The sequence below is a fragment of the Streptomyces sp. N35 genome, assembly GCF_016464295.1.
GTDB lineage: Bacteria > Actinomycetota > Actinomycetes > Streptomycetales > Streptomycetaceae > Streptomyces.
On sequence record NZ_JAEIMH010000009.1, the window covers coordinates 122277 to 136905 of the forward strand.

Here is a 14629-nt window from a genome sequence, read left to right on the forward strand (position 1 = left end):
CGCCGTTCCGCATGCTCAGAGGTACTTCTTCAGCTCCCGCCGCGCCAGCGAGCGCTGGTGCACCTCGTCCGGACCGTCCGCGATCATCAGCGTCCGCGCCCCCGCGTACAGCTCGGCGAGCGGGAAGTCCTGGCTGACGCCGCCCGCGCCGTACAGCTGGATCGCGCGGTCGAGGATGCCGACGACCGTACGCGGCGTCGCGATCTTGATGGACTGGATCTCGGTGTGCGCGCCCTTGTTCCCGACGGTGTCCATCAGCCACGCGGTCTTCAGGACGAGCAGCCGCAGCTGCTCGACGGCGACGCGGGCGTCCGCGATCCACTCGTGGATCACGCCCTGCTGGGCGAGCGGCTTGCCGAAGGCCGTACGCGAGAGGGCACGCTTGCACATCAGCTCGATGGCGGCCTCCGCCATGCCGATGAGGCGCATGCAGTGGTGGATACGGCCCGGGCCGAGCCGCGCCTGGGCGATGGCGAAGCCGCCGCCCTCCTCGCCGATCAGATTGCTCGCCGGGACGCGGACGTTGTCGAAGACGACCTCGGCGTGCCCGCCGTGCCAGTGGTCCTCGTAGCCGAACACCTGCATGGCGCGGCGGACTTCGAGACCCGGGGTGTCCCGCGGGACCAGGATCATGGACTGCTGGCGGCGGATGTCCTCGCCGTCCGGGTCGGTCTTGCCCATCACGATGAAGATCTGGCAAGCGGGGTTCATCGCCCCGGAGATGTACCACTTGCGGCCGTTGATGACGTACTCGTCCGTGCCATCGGAGGCGCGCTCGATGCGCGTCTCGATGTTCGTGGCGTCCGACGAGGCCACCTCGGGCTCGGTCATCGCGAAGGCCGAGCGGATCTCACCGGCGAGCAGCGGCTCGAGCCACTGCTTCTTCTGCTCGTCGCTGCCGAACTGGTAGAGCACCTCCATGTTGCCCGTGTCGGGCGCCGCGCAGTTCAGGGCGGTCGGTGCCAAGTGCGGTGCGCGGCCGGTGATTTCGGCGAGCGGGGCGTACTGGAGGTTGGTCAGGCCCGCGCCGTACGCGGCATCGGGCAGGAAGAGGTTCCACAGCCCCTGCCGCTTGGCCTCGGCCTTGACCTCCTCGACGACCGGCGGCACCTCCCACGGCGAGGAGAGGCCGGCGGCCTGCTCATGCATCACCTTCTGTGCCGGGTACACGTGCTCGTCCATGAACGCGAGCAGCTTGGTGCGCAGCTCCTCGGTGCGGGCGTCGAATGCGAAGTCCATGCGGAATCAGCCTTCCTGAAGGGTGGTCAGGCCGTGCTCGATGAAGACGGGGACGAGTTCGCCGATCCGGTCGAAACCGGAGCCGACGGTCTGGCCGAGGGTGTAGCGGTAGTGGATGCCCTCGAGGATCACCGCGAGCTTGAACCAGGCGAACGCGGTGTACCACGACACCGCCGACACATCGCGGCCCGAGCGCCCGGCGTACCGCTCGATCAGCTCCTGCGGCGTGGGGTGCCCGGCGGCCGCGGCGGTGGTGCTGATGGGGGAGTCCTCGAGGGTGAGCCGCACGCTGTACATCACGAGCAGCCCGAGGTCGGTGAGCGGATCACCGAGCGTGGACATCTCCCAGTCCAGGACGGCCTTGATCTGGTCGTCCTCGCCGAGCAGCACGTTGTCGAGGCGGTAGTCGCCGTGGATGACGGTCGCCGCGGGGGAGGTGGGCAGTGAGCGCCCGAGCGCCGCGTGCAGCTCGTCGATGCCGGCGAGGTCGCGGTTGCGTGAGGCGTCCAACTGCTTGCCCCAGCGCCGCAGTTGCCGGTCGAGGAAGCCCTCGGGCCGGCCGAAGTCCCCGAGCCCGACGGACTCGGGATCCACCGCGTGCAGGTCGACCAGCGTGTCCACCAGAGAGAAGACGGCGGCCCGGGTCCGCTCGGGGCCGAGCGGCGCGAGCTCGGCGTCGGTGCGATAGGGGGTGCCGGACACGAACTCCATCACATAGAACGGCGCCCCGATCACCTCCTCGTCCTCGCACAGCAGCACCGTCTTCGGTACGGGCACGCTGGTCGGGTGCAGCGCCTTGATCACCCGGTGCTCGCGCTTCATGTCGTGCGCGGTGGCCAGCACGTGCCCGAGCGGCGGCCGCCGCACCACCCAGCGCGAGGTGCCGTCCGTGATGTCATACGTGAGGTTCGACCGGCCGCCCTCGATATGCCGCCCCTGGAGCGGACCTTGTACGAGACCGGGTATTTCTTGGCCGAGATGGTCACGCAGCCGGTCCAGATCGAGACCTGGCAGCTGGTCTGAGCTCATGCGTCGCTCCTCGTGATGGACTGGAAAGAATGATGCCGACCAGTCGGTATGTAGTCCAGTGCGTGGGCGGGACGTGATCGGTCTCTCGGGGGGATGCGCCGGGAATGCCCCGTATTTACATCGGCTTTCAGGTGCGGCAGGCGCGAGGAGTGGCTCGTCGCGGACGATGCAGCGGACGATAAATCGGATGCCCCCGGCAGGCCGCACCTGCTGTGCTGGACTCCATGTCCGCGTCTGCCTTGCCTCCGCCCACGCCGCCCCGGCCGTACCGCTGGGTGCTGTCGTCGTACGGCGGCGAACGGCCGGACCGGACCGGTGAGGTGCCCCGGCCGCCGGCCCATGCGGGGGACGGAACCTTCGGCGCGGACTATCTCGACGCGCTGATCGACTGCACCGCGAAGGTGCTCGCCCGCTCGGGCGGCGCGGACCTGTGCTTCTTCGGGCGCTCCCTCGACGGGATGTACGACCTGCTGAGCGGGGCGCTGGAGCCGGGCGGCCGGGGCGGACGGATCGATCGTCTGCCGTTGTCGTGCCGGCACAGCAGGCGCTGGAGTCCGGCCCAGCGCCTGCGCTTCCGCGAGCATCTGGCGGCCGTGGGGCTCGCCCCGCACGCACTGGCCCGCCGCAAGCGCCCGCTCGCCCTCGTGGACGTCGTGTCCGAGGGCGGCAGCTTCACCACCTTGCACGAGGAGCTCGCCCGCTGGATCGAGGAGAGCCGCGAGCCCTGGCCCGTGATCCGGCGCAAACTCCGGTATGTGGGCGTGACCGTGCGGGGCAAGTCCAGCCCGAACCATGACCGTTGGCAGCAGGGACTCGACTGGGTGCGCACCCTGCCGGCCGGGCATGTCGTCAACGTCTCCCTGGACCCGTACATCTGGAGTGAGCTCGCCGACCACGAGCCGAAGCTGACCCGATGGTTCCCGCCCGAACGATGGCTGCGGGACGAGTGCACCGCAGTGGCCCGACATCCGCACGTCGCACCGGCGCTCGCCCGCGCCCGCGCGCTGGTCGAAGCGGGCCGCAGCCGTGAGGTGCGCGCGGAGCTCGTACGGCTGATGGCGCGTGATCCCGGGTTCGCCACACGCGAAGTACGGGCCCTCGCAGGGGCCTTGCGCGGCTGACCGTACGGCGGTCAGCGGACGACCGCCGCCGAGAACAGCGTGAAGGCCAGCACACACCCCGCCGCGCCCCACGCCACGCGCACGGGGAGCACTCCCGGGCGCGGCACGCTCAGGGAGCGGATGCGGTGGTGGGCCAGGGCGACGAACACGAGCCACAGCGCCAGGGAGGCCGCGACCGCGAGCAGTCCGAGCGGGGTCGGGCCGCCCTGCAAGGCCTGTTTGCCGGCGAGAACCGCCGCGACCGTGCACGACAAGGTCGTACGGCGCCAGGCGAGCCGGGTGCGTTCCGGCTGCAGTCCGGGGTCGCGGACCGCCTCGGTCACTGTTCCGCCCAGCCGAAGAGCACCACCACGACCATGATCAGCGCGACCACGCCGACCGCGAGGCTCAGCAGGGCGGGGAAGCGCGTCACCGGCAGATCCTCGCCGCGGCGCATCGCGAGCTCGCAGCGCACCCAGTGGTTCACGGCCCGCAGCGCGCACATCGCGCCCACCGCGAGCAGCGCGAGCGACAGACCGATGCGCCAGGCCCAGCGCAGGTCCGGCAGGAACTGGTCGACCGCGAAGCCGCCGCCGACCAGCGCGAGTGCGGTGCGCACCCAGGCGAGGAAGGTCCGCTCGTTGGCGAGCGAGAAGCGGTAGTCGGGCGTCTCGCCCTCCTCCCGTACGCGGGCGGGGGCGAACCACAGCCGCAGCGAGGAGAAGAACCCGTTCACGGCCGAGCACCGTCCCGGAGCCGCGCGTACGCGGCGAGCCCGTCCGGAGTCCACTGCCACTCGTCGAGCCGCTGCTCCAGTTCCTCGGGGGTGAGGAAGGTGTGCCAGGCGACTTCGGACTCCTGCGGCCGTACCGGCAGCTCGCAGCGCACCTCGTACACCACGGACCACCAGGAGCCGCTGTCCCCTTGGTAGAGGAACTTGAACAGCGGGGCCGGCTGCGCGAGGCCCGTGACGCCCAGCTCCTCCTCGGCTTCCCGCAGCGCCGCCTGGTCGTAGGACTCGCCGGCGCCGACGACTCCGCCCACGAACATGTCGTGGAAGGAGGGAAAGACGGCCTTCGTCGCCGTGCGGCGGTGCACGAAGATCCGGTCCTCGGCGTCGCGCACCAGGATGAAGGCGCAGCGGTGGCGCAGGCCTTCGCGGTACGCGACGGGGCGTGGGGACTGGCCGATGACGCGGTCCTGTTCATCGACGATGTCGATGATCTCGTCGCTGCTCATACGCGCCATCCAACCGCAGGTCGGCTATGCCTGCCCCACCGCCCCCGCGAGCACCGGCTCCCGCCCGACGGCCCCCGTGGGCATCGACGGATGACGGCACAGGAACACGATTCCGCCGACGATCGCGGCAAGACCCGCCGCCTGCCAGGCCAGTGCGCCCGCGTCCGTCCGCAGCCGGTCCCCGAGGAAGCCGACCCCGCAGACGATCCCCGCGAGCGGCTGCGCGGCCGTGAGCGCGGGCAGCGAGCTGCGCAGCGGCGCCATCTCGAAGGCGCTCTGGACGAGGAGGAGGCCGGCGAGGCCGAGGACGAGAACGCCGTACGGCTGCCACGCGGTGAGCAGTCCGGGCAGTCCCTGTTCGCTCACCCGTTGGCCGCTGATCCGGGTGAGCGCGTCCTGCAGCCCGTACAGGAGACCACCCGCGGCGCCGAGGAGAGCCGGGCCGATGCCCAGGCGGAAGCGGCGGGCGAACGCGGTCAGGACCAGCGCCGTGCCGAGCACCGCGCCCACCACCAGCCAGTGCCGCAGCGGCGCGACCGTCGCGTCCGAGCCCTGGGGATGTCCGGCGATCAGGAAGGCGCTCACCCCGCCCGCGAGCAGCAGCAGGCCGCCCCAGCCCTGCCGGCCGAGCGGCTGGCCGGTGCGCCATCGCACCAGGGCTATCGCGAACAGCAGATGCGTGGCGAGCAGCGGCTCGACCAGGGACATCTCGCCCAGGGACAGCGCCACCGCACCGAGGGCGGTGCCGCCCGACATCAGCGCGATACCGGCCAGCCAGCGCGGCATCCGTACGAGGTCGAGCAGGAGCCGCGGGGAGAGGAAGTCACCGAGAGGAGCGCGCCGGGCGGCGCTCTGCTGCAGCACGAAGCCGAAACCCAGAGAGCAGGCAGCACCCAGCGCGAAGAGTAAGACGGGGAGCGTCAAAGGGGACCTCAAGAGCGGTCGTACGTGGGGGACTTGGGCGACCTTAGCCGGATGCCTCCCTTGATCGCCTCCCCCCGGCGCCTTCTGTGGGCGGTCGCACACGGCGGTCCGCTGTCGCCCACGGCCATCACCAGGGCTTCGCACACGGTTGACGGAACCCGCGCTGGTACCGAGGATCTGAACCGACCGGTAACCATGCGCGTGACACCTTGCGCGTGCACTGACTGAAACGGACGGCGACGATGGCGTACGACGCAGATGTGATCGTGATCGGAGCAGGCCTTGCCGGTCTGGTGGCCACCGCCGAGCTCGTCGACGCCGGGCGCAAGGTGATCCTGCTCGACCAGGAGCCCGAGCAGTCCATCGGCGGTCAGGCGCACTGGTCGTTCGGCGGCCTCTTCTTCGTGGACTCGCCCGAGCAGCGCCGTCTGCGGATCAAGGACAGCCACGATCTCGCGCTGCAGGACTGGATGGGCACGGCGGGCTTCGACCGCGACGAGGACCACTGGCCGCGCAAATGGGCCGAGGCGTACGTGGACTTCGCCGCAGGCGAGAAGCGCTCCTGGCTGTACGGGCAGGGCGTCCGTTTCTTCCCGGTCGTGGGCTGGGCCGAGCGCGGCGGTTACGACGCCACCGGTCACGGCAACTCCGTGCCGCGCTTCCACATCACCTGGGGCACGGGCCCCGGTCTGGTCGCGCCTTTCGAGCGGCGGGTACGGGAAGGCGTGGCGCGCGGTCTGGTCGAGCTGAAGTTCCGCCACCGGGTGACCGGTCTTTCCCGCAGCGCCGGTTCGGTCGACACCGTCAGCGGCGAGATCCTCGAAGCGTCCTCGATCGAGCGCGGCCAGGAGTCGAGCCGCACGGCCACCGGCACGTTCGAGCTCAAGGCCCAGGCGGTGATCGTCACTTCGGGCGGGATCGGCGGCAACCACGATCTCGTCCGCAAGGCCTGGCCCGCCCGCCTCGGCACCGCCCCCGAGAAGCTGCTCTCGGGCGTGCCCGCGCACGTGGACGGACTGATGCTCGGCATCACCGGGGAGGCCGGCGGCCGCCTCATCAACGGCGACCGGATGTGGCACTACACCGAGGGCATCGAGAACTGGAACCCGATCTGGAAGCGGCACGGCATCCGCATCCTGCCCGGCCCGTCATCGCTCTGGCTTGACGCCCGCGGCAAGCGCCTGCCGGTGCCGCTCTTCCCGGGCTTCGACACGCTCGGCACCCTCGAGCACATCATGAAGACCGGCCACGACTACACGTGGTTCGTGCTCAACCAGCGGATCATCGGCAAGGAGTTCACGCTCTCGGGATCCGAGCAGAACCCCGATCTCACCGGCAAGTCGGTGCGCGGCGTGATCGACCGGGCGCGCGCGGACGTGCCGGGCCCGGTCAAGGCGTTCATGGACCAAGGAGCCGACTTCATCGTCGAGAACGATCTCCCCTCCCTCGTACGGCGGATGAACGCCCTGACGAAGGACGACCTGATCGACGAGGCGGAGCTGCGCCGCGAGATCACCGCGCGCGACCGGGAGATCGTCAACCCGTTCACCAAGGACCTGCAGATCACCGCGATCCGCGGCTCGCGCAAGTTCCTCGGCGACAAGCTGATCCGCACCGTCGCCCCGCACCGCATCCTCGACCCGAAGGCGGGCCCACTGGTCGCCGTCCGCCTCAACATCCTGACCCGCAAGTCGCTCGGCGGTCTCGAGACGGACCTGTCGTCGCGGGTCCTGACCGAGGGCGGCGAGGCGCTGCCCGGTGTGTACGCGGCAGGTGAGGCGGCCGGGTTCGGCGGCGGCGGCGTGCACGGCTACCGGTCCCTCGAAGGCACGTTCCTCGGCGGCTGCATCTTCTCGGGGCGCGCGGCGGGACGTGCGGCGGCGAAGGCCGTCGGCTAGCCGACGGCCCTTCTCGTACGACGTCTGGAGCGATCCTTCTCGTACGCGTCTAGAGCGACCCGCCTGTCGGCTTCGGCCCGGGCGGGTCGACCCGTTCCACGACACGGAAGCGCTGGGCGACGACCGGTGTGGTGTCGTCCACCGTGAACTCCGGGTCGCCCAGCGCCTCCCGCATCTCGGCGCCGTGCCAGAACTTCTCGTGCACGGCCCGCCATTCGGCGACGGTCCGGTACCCCTCGCCCTCGTCGCTCGCGTGCTGCTGATCCACCTCGGCGAGCGGCAGCACCCGTACCTCGGTCAGCTCGATCACGGCGACGACGCGTTCGTCCGAGTCCACGACCGCACCGCGCTCGCCCGCTGTGGGCAACGGGTCGCCCCAGTGCTCGTAGTCGATGACGAGCCCGGTCGTGGAGGTCTTCTCCCCGGCGAGCACCGCGGCGACCAACTGGTCGCGCAGCGGCCCCGGAAAGGCGAACTCGAAGGTCTTCATGTCCTCGGGGTACGGCATGAGCGCAGCGTAGAGGCGGAGAGTGCGCGCAGGCGCGTCGATTATGACGAATCGCGGACGGAGGGGCCGTGGCCCCTTCACTCCGCGCATCCCAGGTGCTCGAATCGTGGGGTGAACTCCCCCTCGCCCCACGAAGAGCCGGCCGACGGCCGGGGCACCCCTGCCGGACGGCGGCTCGTGCTCGGCATGCTCGGGCTCGGCGCCGCCGGTATCGCCGCCGCCCCCGTACTGCAGCGCGGCGTCGAGGCGGTGGCCGCGAAGGACCCCACGGGCCTGACCGACGTGCTGCCCGCGGGCGGCGGCTTCCGCTACTACTCGGTGGTCGCCTCCGTGCCGCGCAAGAACGAGGACACCTACCGCCTCACCGTCGACGGACTCGTCGAGCACAAGGCGACGTACACCCTCGGCGAACTCCGCGCGCTCCCGCAGACCCGGATCGTCCGCGACGTCCAGTGCGTCACGGGCTGGCGCGTACCCGACACACCCTTCCAAGGCGTGCTGCTCTCCGCACTGTTGGACGCCGCGGGGGTCCGCCCGGAAGGCCGCGCCATCCGTTTCGAGTGCTTCGACGGCGCGTACAGCGAAAGCCTCACCCTGCGGCAGGCGCGGCGCAAAGACGTGCTCGTCGCCCACCGCATGCGGGACAAGGACCTCTCCCACGCGCACGGCGGTCCGGTCCGTCTCTATGTGGCGCCCATGTACTTCTACAAGTCGGCCAAGTGGCTCTCCCGGATCACCGTCACCGACAAGGTCATCCCCGGTTACTGGGAGGAGCGAGGCTATGACATCGACGCCTGGGTCGGCCGGTCCAACGGCCGCGACGACAACCCCACGGTCTGAACTCCCGGCGCGGGTACGGAGGTTCAGCCGGGGCGAGCGCTGGATCCACCGCACTTCGGCAGTCCTGATGACCGTCTGCCTCGTCTCCGCCGCCTGCCTCTACCTGCCCTCCCTGGCTCAACTCGTGGGCCGCCGCCACCTGGTGGTGACGATCCACGAGTGGTCCGGCATCCTGCTGCCCGCCCCGTTCCTCATCGGCCTCGTCTCCCGCGCCTTCCGCGCGGACCTGCGCCGCCTCAACCGCTTCGGCGCCCATGACAGGCAGTGGTGGCGTGCCGCGCTGCGCCGCGAGAAGGGGCCGCGGCCGGCCGGCAAGTTCAACGCCGGCCAGAAGTCGTACGCGGCGTGGATCGCCGGGGCGACCCTGGTGATGCTCGGGACGGGCCTGATCATGTGGTTCACGCACCTCACGCCGCTGACCTGGCGCACGGGCTCGACCTTCGTCCACGACTGGCTCGCCCTCGCGGTCTCGGTCGTCCTGGCCGGCCACATCGGCAAGGCCCTCGCGGACCCGGAGTCCCGGCGCGGCCTGCGTACGGGATCGGTGGACCGCGCGTGGGCGGAACGCGAACACTCCTTGTGGAGGCCCTGAAGCGAGCGCGGGCGGTCCGGTGCGAAGGCCCTGAAGTGAGCGTGGGGCAGTCCTCCGCCTCGCGGACGAACCGGGCTTCCACGCCGTCTACGCGGCGGACGAGACCTGGCACAAGGACATGCGGCTCCTGTTCGCCGCGGCCGCTCGTGAGACCAGCCGCATCCGCCCGGGCCCGAGCCTGTCCTCGGTCGTGCTGCGCGAGCCCACGCTCATCGCCCAGGCGCTGGCCACGCTCGACGAACTCTCCGGCGGACGCGCCGAGGCGTCCTGTCGAGCGGCAACTTCGGACTGCTCGCGCAGTACGGCATCGACTGGACCCGGCAGAAGCCGCTCTCGCGCACCAAGGAAGCGCGGCATGTGATCCGCACGCTCCTCGATGAGGGGACCATCACCTACGACGGTGAATTCTTCTCGTACGAGGGCCTGTTCACGTTCGCGCGCCCGGTACAGGAGCGGGTGCCGCTGAAGCGGGGAGCGATGTGCGGCCCCAAGTCCTTCGAGGCGGCAGGCGAATGGTCGGACGGCTGACATCACGCGCTCAGCTGCACCGGCGAGGCGTACGGCTACGCGGTCGGGCATCTGCGGATCGGTGCCGAGCGGGCGGGCGAGGACTGGCGGAGGCCCGGCATCGGCGCCGGGGTGGTGTTCGCGACCGGGCCCGACTCGGCGAAGGCGAAGGAGGCGGCGCGCTCCATGGTCGGGATCTGCGCCTCGTCGATGCCCGAGGAGCAGCTGCGGCGCAACGGCGTGGAGCCGGCCGAACTCAAGCCGGTGACCGACGCGATCGCGGCCGGGGACCTGGCCCGCGGGGATGCAGCTGACCTCGCCGGAGACCGCCGAGAAGCTGTCCGTCGCGGGTGCGCCCGAGGAGTGCCTGGAGAAGACCCGGCGCGAGATCGGACCGAGCGGTGTGAACCAGATGATCTGCGCCGTCACCGACCGGGCGCTGGTCCGCGCCTTCACCGGCCGGGACCTGCCGGGAGCCGTGGACGTGGACACCCAACTGCGCCTGATCCACGAGGAGATCATGCCCGCGTGGGGACGCCAGGGCTGATCCGCGAGGCAGCGCCTAGGGCAGGGCGAGCGGGGTGTTGCCGGTGAGGGCGTCGAGTACGGCCCAGTCGCACTCGACCGGGTAGCCGTCCAGGTCTTCGAGCAGCGCGTAGGGGTCGAAGTCGTCCGCTGCTTCGTCCCGGGGCGGGCGGGTGGCGAGGAGGGGATCCTCTTCGGGCGCCCGTCCGGCCGTCACCCGCTCCGCCTCGCGCCGGCAGCGCCCGGTGTCGGCGTCGATCGCCTCGTTGCAGGACGCGTCCACGGAGAACGAGGTGGCGACCAGGGTGCCTTCGAGCCGCGCCCGGGCCGCTCGGACCGAGGCGTCCCACCGGGCCTCCTGCAGCAGCTCGATCTCTTCGGCGCACTGCCCCGCGCTGCGCTGTTCGATGTGCTGAGGGTTGCGGTCCAAGTGGTTCGGACCGGCGTACGCGGCGAGGGCCACCGCCGCGATCAGGACGAGACGCGAAGCGCGCCGCCGCACAGCGGTCCCCCTTCGCGTCCGGCCGGCCGGGGCGGGCCGCCCGGCAGTGGCACACCTTAGCGATCACCGGGTGGCGTGCCGCCCAGGGGGTCGGGGGCGCTCAGAGCTTGCGCAGCTTCGCGGCGGCTTGTGCCGCGATCTCCTCGGGCGTCGGCGTCACGTCGACCACGACGCCCGCCTCGTCGGCGCCCAGCTCCTCCAGCGCCTCGAACTGCGAAGCGATCAGCGAGGCCGGCATGAAGTGGCCCTCGCGCGCCGACTGCCGTGCGGTGATCAGTTCGCGCGAGCCCGACAGATGCAGGAACACGAGCCCGGGCGCGGCCGCCCGCAGCCGGTCCCGGTACACGCGCTTCAAGGCCGAACAGCTCACGACCCCGCCGAGCCCCACCCGCGAAGCCGCCCACGCACCGAGCGAGTCGAGCCACGGCCACCGGTCCTCATCGGTGAGCGGCGTGCCGGAGCGCATCTTCTCGATGTTGGCCGGCGAGTGGAACTCGTCCGCCTCCGCGTACGGCACCCCCAGCTCAGCGGCCAGCAGACGACCGACCGTGGTCTTGCCCGTTCCGGACACACCCATGATCACCACGACCTGATCGGAGCCCACAGCCGCTCACCCTCCTCGGTGTTCGTGCACGTCACGTTCATGATGCCGGACGGGTCGGGCGGGAAAGTCACGGGGCGAGACGGCCGCCGCCCGTGCGTCAGGCGAGAAACTCACCGTCCACATAGACCCACGCACCGTCCAGCCGCACGAACCGGCTGCGCTCATGCAGTTCACCGGGTGCGCCCGCGTCGGTGTAGCGGGCCAGGAAGGTCACGGTGCCGGTGGCATGGAACGCCGTGCCCTCGGTCGTGGCCTCGATCGTCAGGCCCGCCCACCGCATCCCGGAGTCGAAGCCCACGCCCGGCGGCCTCGTGTCCGGGTGCCAGGTCCGCAGGAGATACGCCTCATCCCGTACGACGAAGGCCGCGTACCGGGAACGCATCAGCTCCTCGGGCGTCGCGGCCCGGGCCGTCCCGGAGTGGAGGCGGCCGCAGCACTCCCCGTAGGGGACACCCTGACCGCACGGGCAGGGTGTCGTCGCGGTGACGGCGGATGCCGGGGTGCGCTGGGCGGCAGTGGCCTGAGCGCGGCGATTGGGGCGTCGTGACATGGGCGCCATTGTCCCCCGGGCCCTGTCCACCGGGCCCCACCCACCCCAGCCGCCCCCGTTCGATTCAGGTGCGGCGTACATCTATCACCTGTGGATCTACATCAGGTGGAGGGAACGACCCCGTTCTCTACACCCAGCGCAGTACACAGGTCCAGCCCCAGGGGCTGAGTGAATCACCGATTCCGGCGTTGACGATGGATGGGTACACCGGACAGAACTTCCTGCTTTCTCCCGTCTGCCCGGTCTTCGTCCTGCCCGTAACTCGACGGAAGCTTGGTCTCAGGTGGCTACGTTCCTTTATCGACTCGGCCGAGGCGCGTTCCGACGCCGCGGTCTGGTCGCCCTTCTGTGGGTGGCCATACTCGTGGGCATAGGCGGCGCCTCTTCGGTCGCGCCGGCCGCGCCCGAAGACTCCTTCTCCATGCCCGGAACCGAGTCCCAGAAGGCCTTCGACCTGCTGGCCGAGCGCTTCCCGGGCCAGGCCTCCGACGGTGCCACGGCCCGTGTGGTGATCAAGGCCCCCGAGGGCGAGAAGCTCACCGAAGGCCCCGGCAAGGCGCACGTCGACGCCCTGCTCAAGGATCTCGGCGACAACCCGCAGGTCAAGGAGGTCGCCGACCCCTTCAAGGCCAACGCCGTCAGCAAGGACGGCTCGACCGCGTACGCCTCCGTGTCGTACTCGGTCAACGCGCAGGAGCTGACCGACAAGGCTCGTGAGGCGCTCACCAAGACCACCGACGAAGCCCGCAGCGACGGCTACACCATCGAGACCGGCGGCGACGCCGTCCAGGCCGAGCCCGAGATGGGCGGCACCGCCGAGCTGATCGGCATGGGCGTCGCGCTCGTCGTCCTGGTCCTGACCTTCGGCTCGCTGGTCGCGGCCGGCATGCCGCTGCTGTCCGCCATCATCGGCGTCGGGATCGGCGTCTCCGGTATCGCGGCGCTCGGGTCCCTGCTCGGCCTGTCCGCCACCACCGGCACGCTCGCCACGATGATCGGTCTCGCGGTCGCCATCGACTACGCGCTGTTCATCATCGCCCGCTACCGGGCCGAGGTCGCCGAAGGCCGTTCGTACGAGGAAGCCGCGGGCCGCGCCGTCGGCACCGCCGGTTCCGCCGTGGTGTTCGCCGGACTCACCGTGATCGTCGCCCTCTCGGGCCTGGCGGTCGTCAACATCCCGATCCTCACCAAGATGGGTCTGGCCGCGGCGGCCACCGTGGCCGTCGCCGTCCTCATCGCGCTCACCCTCACCCCGGCGCTGCTCGCCTTCGCCGGCAAGAAGGCGCTCAGCCGCAAGGACCGCAAGGCCCTCAAGACCGGCACCGAGCCGAAGAACGCAGGCAAGACCAAGCTCGGCACCCGCTGGGCCCACTTCGTGCTGCGCCGCCCGGTGACCGTGCTGATCACCGCGGTGCTCGGCCTCGGCGTCATCGCCCTGCCGGCCACGAGCCTCGAGCTCGGCCTGCCGGACGAGGGCACCGCCGCGCCCGACTCCACGCAGCGCAAGGCGTACGACATCCTGTCGGACTCCTTCGGCGCCGGATTCAACGGTCCGCTGAACGTCGTCGTCGATGCCAAGGGCGTCGCCGACCCGCAGGCCGCCGCCGACGCGGTGGGCAAGAAGATCACCGACCAGGGCGATGCGGCCGCCGTCACCCCGGCCGTGTTCAACAAGGCCGGCGACACCGCCACCATGATCGTCGTACCCAAGACCGGCCCGAGCGACCCGGCCACCGAGACGCTGGTCCGCGACTTGCGGGACCTCGCGGGTGACATGAAGACCGAGACCGGCGCCACCGTTCTCGTCACCGGCATGACCGCGATGACGATCGATTTCTCGCAGACGCTCAACGACGCGCTGCTGCCGTACCTCGGCATCATCGTCGGCCTGGCGGTCATCCTGCTGATGCTGGTGTTCCGCTCGGTCCTCGTCCCGCTGAAGGCCGCGCTGGGCTTCCTGCTCTCCGTCATGGCCGCCCTCGGCTCGCTGGTCGCGGTCTTCCAGTGGGGCTGGCTCGCCGACGTCTTCGGCGTGGACCAGCCGGGTCCGATCATGTCGATGATGCCGATCTTCATGATCGGTGTGGTCTTCGGTCTGGCCATGGACTACGAGGTCTTCCTGGTGACCCGGATGCGTGAGGCCTACGTGCACGGCGCCACGCCCGCCGAGGCCATCACCAAGGGCTTCACCCTGGGCGGCCGGGTGGTCGCCGCGGCCGCGGTCATCATGATCAGCGTGTTCTCCGGCTTCATCCTGGAGAACGACGACATGGTCAAGACGATGGGCTTCGGCCTGGCGATCGCTGTCCTCTTCGACGCCTTCGTGGTCCGCATGGCCATCGTGCCCGCGGTCCTGGCGCTGCTCGGCCACAAGGCCTGGTGGCTGCCGAAGTGGCTGAACCGCATCCTGCCGAACGTCGACGTCGAGGGCGAGAAACTGCACAAGCAGCTCGGTGACACCTCGGTGCCGGCGCAGGAGCAGCGCGAGCCCGAGCCCGCCGGAGTCTGATCCGTCGGTGGCGCAAGGGGGGGGCGGCCCGGGGGGTGCCGGCCCGGCGCCCCCCCCTCTGTG

The 14629-nt window shown here is 70.8% G+C and carries 15 protein-coding genes and 1 pseudogene; 6 read left to right on the forward strand and 10 right to left on the reverse strand.

The genetic code is table 11. The features are described from left to right. Window positions 1-15: 15 nt before the first annotated feature. Window positions 16-1239, reverse strand: coding sequence for an acyl-CoA dehydrogenase family protein (locus tag JAO81_RS07725; RefSeq protein ID WP_199547023.1), 1224 nt, complete (start codon window positions 1237-1239; stop codon window positions 16-18). 6 nt (window positions 1240-1245) lie between these two features. Continuing rightward, the gene (locus tag JAO81_RS07730; protein ID WP_199547024.1) at window positions 1246-2268 is read right to left on the reverse strand and encodes a phosphotransferase family protein; all 1023 of its coding nucleotides are present in this window, start codon (window positions 2266-2268) and stop codon (window positions 1246-1248) included. A gap of 224 nt (window positions 2269-2492) precedes the next feature. Here JAO81_RS07730 and JAO81_RS07735 point away from each other — a divergent pair, with 224 nt between their 5' ends. Next, on the forward strand, window positions 2493-3389 hold the full coding sequence (locus JAO81_RS07735) for a hypothetical protein (protein ID WP_199547025.1): 897 nt from the start codon (window positions 2493-2495) through the stop codon (window positions 3387-3389). Window positions 3390-3400: 11 nt separating this feature from the next. Here JAO81_RS07735 and JAO81_RS07740 read toward each other — a convergent pair whose 3' ends face one another. From JAO81_RS07740 to JAO81_RS07755, 4 genes are read right to left on the reverse strand one after another with little or no spacing between them, the layout of a single operon-like run. Continuing rightward, the gene (locus JAO81_RS07740; protein WP_199547026.1) at window positions 3401-3712 is read right to left on the reverse strand and encodes a DUF202 domain-containing protein; all 312 of its coding nucleotides are present in this window, start codon (window positions 3710-3712) and stop codon (window positions 3401-3403) included. Continuing rightward, the gene (locus tag JAO81_RS07745; RefSeq protein WP_199547027.1) at window positions 3709-4104 is read right to left on the reverse strand and encodes a DUF202 domain-containing protein; all 396 of its coding nucleotides are present in this window, start codon (window positions 4102-4104) and stop codon (window positions 3709-3711) included. The genes JAO81_RS07740 and JAO81_RS07745 overlap by 4 nt, the downstream gene beginning before the upstream one ends. Beyond that, on the reverse strand, window positions 4101-4616 hold the full coding sequence (locus JAO81_RS07750; RefSeq protein WP_199547028.1) for an NUDIX hydrolase: 516 nt from the start codon (window positions 4614-4616) through the stop codon (window positions 4101-4103). Before JAO81_RS07750 ends, JAO81_RS07745 begins: the two co-directional genes overlap by 4 nt. Before the next feature lie 15 nt (window positions 4617-4631). After that, window positions 4632-5531 (reverse strand): DMT family transporter, encoded by a 900-nt coding sequence (locus JAO81_RS07755; RefSeq protein WP_199547029.1) that lies wholly within the window; start codon window positions 5529-5531, stop codon window positions 4632-4634. A 242-nt stretch (window positions 5532-5773) separates the two neighbouring features. On the opposite strand from JAO81_RS07755, the gene JAO81_RS07760 reads away from it, so the two are divergent. Beyond that, entirely contained in the window at window positions 5774-7429 is a 1656-nt protein-coding gene (locus JAO81_RS07760) for an FAD-binding dehydrogenase (protein ID WP_199547030.1), read from the forward strand. 49 nt (window positions 7430-7478) lie between these two features. Here JAO81_RS07760 and JAO81_RS07765 read toward each other — a convergent pair whose 3' ends face one another. Continuing rightward, window positions 7479-7937 carry an ASCH domain-containing protein gene (locus JAO81_RS07765; RefSeq protein WP_199547031.1) on the reverse strand — a complete coding sequence of 153 codons (459 nt, stop codon included), beginning with the start codon at window positions 7935-7937 and terminating at the stop codon, window positions 7479-7481. A 186-nt stretch (window positions 7938-8123) separates the two neighbouring features. Here JAO81_RS07765 and JAO81_RS07770 point away from each other — a divergent pair, with 186 nt between their 5' ends. The 3 genes and pseudogenes from JAO81_RS07770 to JAO81_RS07780 all read left to right on the forward strand — a co-directional run. Continuing rightward, complete coding sequence (locus JAO81_RS07770; RefSeq protein ID WP_199547055.1) at window positions 8124-8777, forward strand: molybdopterin-dependent oxidoreductase; 654 nt, start codon at window positions 8124-8126, stop codon at window positions 8775-8777. Next, complete coding sequence (locus JAO81_RS07775; protein ID WP_199547032.1) at window positions 8719-9369, forward strand: cytochrome b/b6 domain-containing protein; 651 nt, start codon at window positions 8719-8721, stop codon at window positions 9367-9369. Before JAO81_RS07770 ends, JAO81_RS07775 begins: the two co-directional genes overlap by 59 nt. A gap of 52 nt (window positions 9370-9421) precedes the next feature. After that, window positions 9422-10423: pseudogene (locus JAO81_RS07780) on the forward strand (LLM class flavin-dependent oxidoreductase); the annotation flags it as partial. Between the two features lie 15 nt (window positions 10424-10438). On the opposite strand, the gene JAO81_RS07785 reads toward JAO81_RS07780, so the two are convergent. The 3 genes from JAO81_RS07785 to JAO81_RS07795 all read right to left on the reverse strand — a co-directional run bounded on the left by JAO81_RS07785 (window position 10439) and on the right by JAO81_RS07795 (window position 12057). Beyond that, on the reverse strand, window positions 10439-10903 hold the full coding sequence (locus tag JAO81_RS07785; protein ID WP_199547033.1) for a hypothetical protein: 465 nt from the start codon (window positions 10901-10903) through the stop codon (window positions 10439-10441). A gap of 100 nt (window positions 10904-11003) precedes the next feature. Continuing rightward, window positions 11004-11480 (reverse strand): gluconokinase, encoded by a 477-nt coding sequence (locus JAO81_RS07790; protein WP_199547056.1) that lies wholly within the window; start codon window positions 11478-11480, stop codon window positions 11004-11006. Between the two features lie 124 nt (window positions 11481-11604). Continuing rightward, on the reverse strand, window positions 11605-12057 hold the full coding sequence (locus JAO81_RS07795; RefSeq protein WP_199547034.1) for a YchJ family protein: 453 nt from the start codon (window positions 12055-12057) through the stop codon (window positions 11605-11607). Between the two features lie 283 nt (window positions 12058-12340). Between JAO81_RS07795 and JAO81_RS07800 the strand changes: the two genes are divergently transcribed. Next, window positions 12341-14566 (forward strand): MMPL family transporter, encoded by a 2226-nt coding sequence (locus JAO81_RS07800; RefSeq protein ID WP_199547035.1) that lies wholly within the window; start codon window positions 12341-12343, stop codon window positions 14564-14566. The last annotated feature ends 63 nt before the right edge of the window (window positions 14567-14629 follow it).

What these genes read in the sequence shown, in the direction of transcription:
- JAO81_RS07795 (WP_199547034.1), bottom strand. Translation starts at nt 12,057, where the DNA reads ATGTCACGACGCCCCAATCGCCGCGCTCAGGCCACTGCCGCCCAGCGC.
- JAO81_RS07735 (WP_199547025.1), top strand. Translation starts at nt 2,493, where the DNA reads ATGTCCGCGTCTGCCTTGCCTCCGCCCACGCCGCCCCGGCCGTACCGC.
- JAO81_RS07750 (WP_199547028.1), bottom strand. Translation starts at nt 4,616, where the DNA reads ATGGCGCGTATGAGCAGCGACGAGATCATCGACATCGTCGATGAACAG.
- JAO81_RS07765 (WP_199547031.1), bottom strand. Translation starts at nt 7,937, where the DNA reads ATGCCGTACCCCGAGGACATGAAGACCTTCGAGTTCGCCTTTCCGGGG.
- JAO81_RS07770 (WP_199547055.1), top strand. Translation starts at nt 8,124, where the DNA reads ATGCTCGGGCTCGGCGCCGCCGGTATCGCCGCCGCCCCCGTACTGCAG.
- JAO81_RS07725 (WP_199547023.1), bottom strand. Translation starts at nt 1,239, where the DNA reads ATGGACTTCGCATTCGACGCCCGCACCGAGGAGCTGCGCACCAAGCTG.
- JAO81_RS07730 (WP_199547024.1), bottom strand. Translation starts at nt 2,268, where the DNA reads ATGAGCTCAGACCAGCTGCCAGGTCTCGATCTGGACCGGCTGCGTGAC.
- JAO81_RS07760 (WP_199547030.1), top strand. Translation starts at nt 5,774, where the DNA reads ATGGCGTACGACGCAGATGTGATCGTGATCGGAGCAGGCCTTGCCGGT.
- JAO81_RS07790 (WP_199547056.1), bottom strand. Translation starts at nt 11,480, where the DNA reads ATGGGTGTGTCCGGAACGGGCAAGACCACGGTCGGTCGTCTGCTGGCC.
- JAO81_RS07775 (WP_199547032.1), top strand. Translation starts at nt 8,719, where the DNA reads ATGACATCGACGCCTGGGTCGGCCGGTCCAACGGCCGCGACGACAACC.